The following is a 7,397-nucleotide window of genomic DNA, read 5'->3' as shown; positions in this document are numbered from 1 at the left end:
CGGGTCGTCGGGCGCGCGGGCGCGGTCGGTCCCCGCTCCGGCCCCGCCGGCGCGGCGGGGGTCCGGGCGCTCGCGGCGCGGCCGCCCGGTGGCGACGAGCGCGGCGGCGAGGAGCGCCAGGCCGGCCCGGTCCTCGAAGGCGAGGAGGCGCGCCAGCCGGAGCGGGCTGCGGACGAGATCCCCCGGCCCCGCGCCGCCCGAGGCGCACGCGGCGAGGAGCGCGAGGAAGCGGCCCGACGAGAGCGCCTCGGCGGCGATCACGACCGCGGCCGCCCCGGCCCCCACGGCGACGACGAGGGCGATCGCCGCCCGCCTGCGGCCGCGGAGCGCGAGCGCGACCGCGGCGGCGGCGGGCGCGGTGAGCGCGGTCGGCTTGGTCGCGAAGGCGAGCGTGAACGCGGCGGCGGCGAGGAGGACCGCGCCGCGCTTCCTTCCCCGGACGATGATCGCGAGCCCGACCACCTCCAGCGCGACCGCGAGGAGATCCCCCCGCACCGCCGCGAGGGCGTCCTGGCCCGCGAACCCGCCGAGCGCGAGCGCGGCGAAGGCGGCGGCGAGGAGCGGCGCGACGCCGAGCCCTCGCAGGAGCGCGTACGTGGCGCCCGCGAGGAGCAGCCCCGCGGCGAGGGAGAGCGCGAGGCCGGCGGGAAGGAGGGGCGCGCCGAGCCGGATCAGGGCCGCGTGCAGCGCGAAGGCGAGCGGGAAGTACCGGGTGCCGCCGAAGCCGAGGGCGGCGTCGTGCAGCGGCCGGTAGAGGGTGCCGTGGGCGAGGTCGTCGGCGAGGACCATCCAGGCGCCGGAGACGTGGTTCAGCGCGTTGCCGCTCGCCCAGGCGGCGGGCAGCCGGGCGAGCGTCGCGAACGCGAGGGCCCCCGCGAGGGCCACCAGCAGCCGGTGCGCGCGCCGCATGGAGGAGGAGATGGCACCTCCGCCGCGGGCGGACGACCCCGGGGACGGGGCGGCGCCCGCGCCGGGCGCCCGGGGTCCGGGCCGGCGTCCTCGCGGCGTGCCCACGCGCGTCGGCTCGGCGCGGGCAGGTGGCGCGATCACGCGTCGGACGGCGCCGCCGCGGGGCGCGCGCGCCGCGCGCGGAAGAGGGCCACCCATCCCGCCGGGAGCCAGCCGCGCGCCCAGGAGAGCCCGAGGTAGGCGGCCGCGAAGGCGGCGCAGCACAGGACGAGGCGGAGGAGGTTCGGGCCGGCGAGATCGCGCGCGAACCAGGCGATCGGCGTCGCGAACGCGGTGGCGATCGCCTGCCGCGCGAGGGCGCGGAGCGGGAGGATCGTGCGCAGCGACGCCTCGAACAGGCGCGCCGCGCGGACGAGCATCGCGCCGCGCGCGATCGCCTCGGCGACGATCCAGCCGGCGAGCGCCCCCGCAGGCCCGCCGAGGGCGAGCCCGGCGGTGACGAGCGCCGCGGTGCCGGCGAGCTTGCAGGCGGAGAGCACGAGCATGAAGCGGTTCTGCGCGCGGGCCCGCATCACGCCGTCGAGCGGGAGGGCGGCGAGGGCGACCTGGAAGACCGCCAGCCGGAAGATCGGCACCGCCCCGACGTACCGCGGCGAGAAGAGGAACGCGATGAGGGCCGGCGCGGCGACGGAGAGGAGGCCGACGAGCGGCACGAACGCGAAGGAGAGCTGGAGCACCGCCTCGTGGAAGAGGGCGAGGCCCGCGCGCGGCGGCCGACCCGCGCCCTCCTGCTCGGCGAGCCCGATCTGGAGCAGCTCGGAGACGGGCGTGTAGAGGACGTCCACGACAGGGAGCTGGAAGGTGCCGACGGAGTAGACGGCGAAGGCGGCGGCGCTCACCGCGGCGGCGACGGCGTACTGGTGGTACTGCTGCTGCGGGACGATGAGGAGGAACGCGGCGCCGAACGGGAGCGCGTACGCGAACTGGCGCCGGAGCGCGGCGCGGTCCGTCGCGAAGCCGTGCGCGCGGCCGAGCGCGATCACCGTCACCGCCGCCCGGAGCGCGGTCGCCGCGGCGATCCCCGCGAAGACGCCCTCCACCGTCCCGGTGAGGCGCGCGCCCGCGATCATCGCGAGCCCCCGGACCGCCTCGGTCGCGACGCGCGCGAGCGCGGCGGCGACGATCCGGGCCTGCGCGTTCCACGCGACGTCGAGGGCGGCGCCGGCGAGCTGGAAGCCGGTGAACGCCGCGACCCAGGGCAGGTTCCGGGTGAGCTCGGGGTTGCCGAAGCCCCGCTGGACGAGCGGCCGGGCGAGGAGGAGGAGCGCCGCCGCGAGGGCGCCCAGGGCGAGGGTGATCCAGAGCGTCTGCGCGACGTAGCGGTCGCGCCCGGTCCGGTCGCGCGGCACGAAGTAGTAGAGGCTCTGGGTGAGCCCCATCGGCAGCGTCAGCGCGAGCGTCTGCGAGAGCAGCCACCCTTGCTTGAACGTGCCGTAGGACGCGGGGACGAGCGTCCGCGCGAGCACCATGGGGACCGCGAAGGTGAGCGCGATCCCGGCGACGCGGGCGAGCATGAGGGGGCGAGCGCGCGAGAGGATCGAGTCGGCCAACCGTGCCCTCCGCGCCAACGATGCGTCCTCGCCCGCGCCGCGGCGGGGCCCTCTCGCGGGCGTTGCGCGGCGCGCGGGCGCGCGCGGGTCGCCCGAGGCGCTCGACGCGAGCGGTCAGCCCGCGCGGGAATCAGGCGACGGGCTCCGCGCGGGGCGGAGCACCTCGAGCATCTTCGCCGCCGCGCGCGCCCAGCCGTACCGCGCGAGGACCCGCGCCCGGCCGGCGTCGCCCATCCGACGCGCCCGGTCCGGGTCGCCCAGCAGCGCCGAGATCGCCCGGGCGAGCGCGGCGGGATCGCCGGGCGGGACGAGCAGCCCGGCCTCGCCCTCCGGGACGATCTCCGGGATCGCCTCGATCCGGCTCGCCACCACCGGGAGGGCGAACGCCATCGCCTCGAGGAGCACCAGCCCGAACGCCTCGCGCAGCGTGGGGAGCGCGAGGACCGCGGAGGTCGCGTAGAGCCGCGCGAGCCGCTCCTTCCCGAGGAGGCCGTGGAAGGTGGCGCCCGGGGGGAGCGCCGCCGGCGCGGAGGAGGTCACCAGGTGGAGGCGCGCGGACGGGTGGTCGCGCCGGACCAGGTCGAACGCGTCGAGGAGCGTCGGACCGCCCTTCGCGACGAAGGTCTTCCCGACGAAGAGGATCGCCGGCTCGCGGGCGAGGCCGAGGTCGGCGGGCGCGGGCTCGACGTTCGGCCCGGCCCCGACCACGACGACGCGCCCCGGCTCGACGCGATAGTCGTCGAGGAGCGACGCCCGGACCGCCTCGCTCATCGTGAAGATCGCCGCGGCGCCCCCGTACACGGCCTGCTCCCGCGCCCGCCAGGCCGGGTCGGGGGGCGCCGGCGGCGGGATCCCCGGCGCGGGGGCGTAGCGCTCGGCGATGGCCCACGTGTGGTCGAGGTACAGGTGGTACGGCACCTCCGGGCGGAGGCCTGGCGAGAAGAGCACGCCCGCCTGGAGCACGGCGTCCGGACGGACGCGGCGGATGGACTCGCCGGCCCGCGCGGAGAGCCGATCGAACGCGTACCGGGTGTGCAGGTAATAGGTCTTCCAGCTCCGCCCGTGGGCGAGGAACGCCTCGGCGACGCCGCGGATCACCGCGGGGCGCAGGTTGGGGATCGGGAGCGGCAGCCCCGGGCGGAGCTGGTAGAGGAACCCTTCGGGCGGGCTCGCCCGGAGCACCTCGGCGCCGCCGGCGGCGAGCGCGGCCGTGATCGAGGCGGTGACCCCCGATTGCGGGCCGTAGTCGAGGTACAGGAGGCGCATCGCGCGCAAGGTGCGGCACCTCGCGGTGCCCGGCGACGCCCCGTGCCGCGGTCGCCTCGAGCGCGGCGACGCAGCCGGCGTCGCCGCGACCGGGTGGCGCTACGGCCCCTCGGACGTCCAGGCGGGGTCGTCCTCCACCTGCCGCCGGAGCCACTCGACCAGGGGCACGCCGCTCGCGGTGAAGTCCGCCGGATGCCCGAGCATGGTGTGGGTGTCGCCGGGCACGAGGAAGGTCCGGCCGGCGGGGAGCGGGTCCACCACGTCGGTCGCGAGCCGGCGGATCGCGGTCTCGAACCCGGCGGGGCCGAGCAGCGTGAACCCGCGGATCACGTCGTCCTGGAGGGAGGACATCAGGGCGAGCCGCTCGCCCGGGTACCGGTGCGCCAGCGTCGGGAAGATCCGCGAGAGATCGAGCGTGCAGTCCGGGCAGAGCGGCAGGAGCGTCCGGTCCAGCCGCCAGGAGGCGAACCAGGCGGCGCGGATCACCGGGGAGATGTCGTCGCCGACGAGGGGCGGGCCGGAGTCGTCGACGAGGTATCCCCGCGCCTGCGACCAGCGCTGCCGCGCGGCATCGAAGGCGAGGAGCGACCCGTACCCGCCGCCGCTCGCGCCGGAGACGACCACCTTCGCGGGCGCCGGGAGGTTCGCCACGAGCACGTCGAGGTCCGCGAGCACGTTGCCGCGGCCGGCGTGATGATAGTCGCGGGGAGATCCCGGGTAGCGCTGCACGGCGTCGCCCCAGTGCACGTCGCCGGTGCAGTACGGGATGAACACGAGGGTGGCGTCACGGTAGGGGTTCCCGGGGAGGGAGCGATCGAGGATCGTGCCCGGCGCCTGCTGGATGCGCGCCTCGAACTGCGGGCGCCCGAAGGGGCCGGGGTCCGCGGTCTGGAACGTGAAGCAGGTGAACACGTCCCAGCAGGCGCCGCCGCCGTCGAGGAAGATCACGACCGCGGCGTCGTCGGTGCCGCGGTTCACGGCGACGCCCGTGCCCGAGCCGTCGCTGCAGACCGCGCCGGAGACCTCGACCCAGGTCCAGACGCCCCGGGGGAGATCCACCGCTGGCGGGGCGTGCTCGCCCCCGCCTCCGCCGCCGCATGCGGCCAGCGCCGCCAGGGCGAGGAGGAGGAGCCGTATCGCGAGCGCGCGCACGGCGGTGAGGGTGGAAGCAGGGGAGCGATCGCGCAACCCGCCGTTCTAGGGGCTGCGCGCGCCGGGCCGGGCGAGGCGTCAACCTTCAGGGGCTGAAGACCTGCGATCCCGTGACCGTGTCCGTGCCCGTGACCGATCCCCGTGCCCGCCTCCCGGTTCCCGTGTCCCCTGGCCGGTGCTCCGTGGCCCGGGTCACGTGCGCCGTCGGACCACGGGGAATGGGGCCACGGGCCACGGGACTCGTTTCACGGGTCACGGAAAAGCCGGTGACGGTGACGGACACGGTTCACGGATCGGCGCCAGGCGCGGTTGCAGGCTTCGGCCTTCGGGCCTGGGGACGGGAAGCGCGGCTCAGAACCGCAGCACGAGCTTCCCGAAGCTCTCGTTCCGGTCCATCCGGACGTGCGCCTCGCGGACCTGCTCGGCGGGGAAGACCGCGTCGATCACCGGCTTCACCACGCCCCGGGCGACGAGCGGGAGCACCTCGCGCCCGAACGCCTGGGTCGCGGCGATCTTCTCCTCGAGCGGCCGCGGCCGGAGCACCGTCCCGACGATGCTGCCGCGGGCTCGCATGAGGAGGGAGAGGTCCACCGTGGGCTTCGCCCCGCCCATCGTCCCGATGACGACGATCCGCCCGCCCGTCGCGAGCGCCGCGAGGTTCTCCGCGGCGTACGCGCCGCCGACGAAGTCGAGGATCACCGGGCAGCCGCGCCGCCCCGTGAGCTTCTTCACCTCGTCCGCGAAGCGCGGCTCCTCCCGGCCGACGAGGATCCCGTGGTCGAGGCCGAGCGCCTTCGCCCGCTCCAGCTTCTCCGCCGTCCGGGAGGTGCCGATCACGGTGGCCCCCGCCGCCTTCGCGATCTGCACCGCCATCGTGGAGACGCCGGATCCGACCGCGTGGACGAGCACCGGCCAGCCGGGCCGGAGGCCACCGATCGTGAAGAGGGCGTCGTGCGAGGTGACCCCCGCCTCGGGGAGGGCCGCGGCCTCCTCGAAGGAGAGGCCGTCGGGGATCCGGAGCAGCATCCGCTCGTGCACGAGGCAGAGCTCCGCCTGCGCCTCGCCCGCGGTGATGCACATCACCCGGTCGCCCGGCTTCCAGGCGGTGACGCCCTCGCCCACCGCCTGCACCTCGCCGGCGAGCTCGAGCCCCGGGACGTCCTCGCGCGTGCCCGGAGGCGGCGGATAGAGCCCGCGCCGCTGGAGCACGTCGGCCCGGTTCAGCGCCGCGGCGCGCACGCGCACGAGGACCTCGCCGCGCGCCGGAGCGGGATCCGGCAGCTCGCGCAGCGCGATGATCTCGGGACCGCCCTTGCCGCCGAACAGGACCGCCTTCATGGGAACCTCCGCATGCCGGGCGCCCCGAAGTGGCCGGTCGCCGCTCCGAAGGGCGCCTCGTAGGTCGCGCCGTCCGCGTCGCGCGCCACCACGGCGCGCCCCGGCTCGACGAGCGCGAGAGGATACCGGTCCGCCCGCGGGGGGGCGAGCTTCTCGGCGTCCACCGGACAGACGGGCGAAGGATCGAGGGCGGCGAGGGCGGTCGCGGGCTCGGCGGCGATCGCGAGCGCGTACCCGTTGTACGTCCCCTCCCACCACATCGAGAGCTCCGCCCGGCCGGAGGCGGCGGCCGCAACACGCTCGAGCAGGGCCGCGCGGAAGGCGCGGAACGGCGCCGTGTCCCGCCGCGGATCGGCGCCGGGCGGGAGGGCCGCGCCGAAGCGGCGCCTCAGGTCCTCGAGAACGAAGAAGAGGATGCGGGCGGTCACGACCAGGTGCTCGGAGGCGGGGCCTCGAGCGCGCCGGTGAGGATGGCGATCCCGACCCCGACGTGCAGCAGCGGGAACGCCGTCGGCCCGGCGAGCCCGGCGAGCACGCAGTGGAAGATCGACGACCCCGAGGGGGCGGCGCCGTCCACGCCTTCGGCGACGCCCCGACGCCGGCCGTCAGCCCCGGACCGCGCCGTCCACGCCGATCACGACGTCCCGGAACGGCAGGTCCTTCCCCGCCGCCGCCATCCCGCGGCGCGCCGCCATGGAGATCCCGCCGCAGCAGGGGACCTCCATGCGCACGACGGTGACGCTCCGCACGTCGGAGCTGGAGAGGATCGCCCCGAGCTTCTCGGCATAGGCGGCGTTGTCGTCGAGCTTCGGGCAGCCGACCACCACCGCGTGACCGGCGAGGAAGTCGTCGTGGAAGCGGCCGTAGGCGAACGGCACGCAGTCGGCCGCGACCAGCAGATCGGCGCCCTGGAAGTACGGCGCGGCGACGGGCACGAGGTGGAGCTGCACCGGCCACTGGCCGAGCCGGCTCTCGCCGCCCGCCGGCGGCACGCCGGGGCCGGGCCCGCCGTTCGCGGCCGGGACCCTGCGCGGGAGCACCTGGGGGCGCGAGCCGGGGCAGCCGCCGCCCGCGGCCGCGCCGCCGCCGAGCACCGTGAGGTGCGGCCGGGAAGGGGCCGGG

At 76.9% G+C, this 7,397-nt stretch carries 6 protein-coding genes and 2 pseudogenes; all 8 read right to left on the bottom strand.

Going from position 1 to position 7,397, the window contains the following annotated elements; translation table 11 throughout:
- Nucleotides 1–909, bottom strand: a pseudogene (locus MNZ27_RS22530) (glycosyltransferase 87 family protein); the annotation flags it as partial.
- Nucleotides 910–1,046: 137 nt separating this feature from the next.
- On the bottom strand, nucleotides 1,047–2,519 hold the full coding sequence (locus MNZ27_RS22525; RefSeq protein WP_242396316.1) for a lipopolysaccharide biosynthesis protein: 1,473 nt from the start codon (nucleotides 2,517–2,519) through the stop codon (nucleotides 1,047–1,049).
- A gap of 114 nt (nucleotides 2,520–2,633) precedes the next feature.
- Nucleotides 2,634–3,785 carry a glycosyltransferase family 4 protein gene (locus tag MNZ27_RS22520; protein ID WP_242396318.1) on the bottom strand — a complete coding sequence of 384 codons (1,152 nt, stop codon included), beginning with the start codon at nucleotides 3,783–3,785 and terminating at the stop codon, nucleotides 2,634–2,636.
- 99 nt (nucleotides 3,786–3,884) lie between these two features.
- Nucleotides 3,885–4,973, bottom strand: a complete 1,089-nt coding sequence (locus MNZ27_RS22515; RefSeq protein ID WP_242396315.1) for a pectinacetylesterase family protein — start codon at nucleotides 4,971–4,973, stop codon at nucleotides 3,885–3,887.
- A 315-nt stretch (nucleotides 4,974–5,288) separates the two neighbouring features.
- Entirely contained in the window at nucleotides 5,289–6,275 is a 987-nt protein-coding gene (locus MNZ27_RS22510; RefSeq protein WP_242396314.1) for an NAD(P)H-quinone oxidoreductase, read from the bottom strand.
- Entirely contained in the window at nucleotides 6,272–6,703 is a 432-nt protein-coding gene (locus MNZ27_RS22505) for a hypothetical protein (protein ID WP_242396313.1), read from the bottom strand. The genes MNZ27_RS22510 and MNZ27_RS22505 overlap by 4 nt, the downstream gene beginning before the upstream one ends.
- Nucleotides 6,700–6,852, bottom strand: coding sequence for a hypothetical protein (locus MNZ27_RS22500; protein ID WP_242396312.1), 153 nt, complete (start codon nucleotides 6,850–6,852; stop codon nucleotides 6,700–6,702). The genes MNZ27_RS22505 and MNZ27_RS22500 overlap by 4 nt, the downstream gene beginning before the upstream one ends.
- Before the next feature lie 28 nt (nucleotides 6,853–6,880).
- Nucleotides 6,881–7,397, bottom strand: a pseudogene (locus MNZ27_RS22495) (ferredoxin); the annotation flags it as partial.

Origin of the sequence: Anaeromyxobacter oryzisoli (genome assembly GCF_022690765.1) — a bacterium.
GTDB classification, from domain to species: Bacteria; Myxococcota; Myxococcia; order Myxococcales; family Anaeromyxobacteraceae; genus Anaeromyxobacter; species Anaeromyxobacter oryzisoli.
Note: the sequence above shows the minus strand (reverse complement) of the source record. Positions and strands in the feature narration are given on the sequence as shown.

What these genes read in the sequence shown, in the direction of transcription:
- MNZ27_RS22510 (WP_242396314.1), bottom strand. Translation starts at nt 6,275, where the DNA reads ATGAAGGCGGTCCTGTTCGGCGGCAAGGGCGGTCCCGAGATCATCGCG.
- MNZ27_RS22520 (WP_242396318.1), bottom strand. Translation starts at nt 3,785, where the DNA reads ATGCGCCTCCTGTACCTCGACTACGGCCCGCAATCGGGGGTCACCGCC.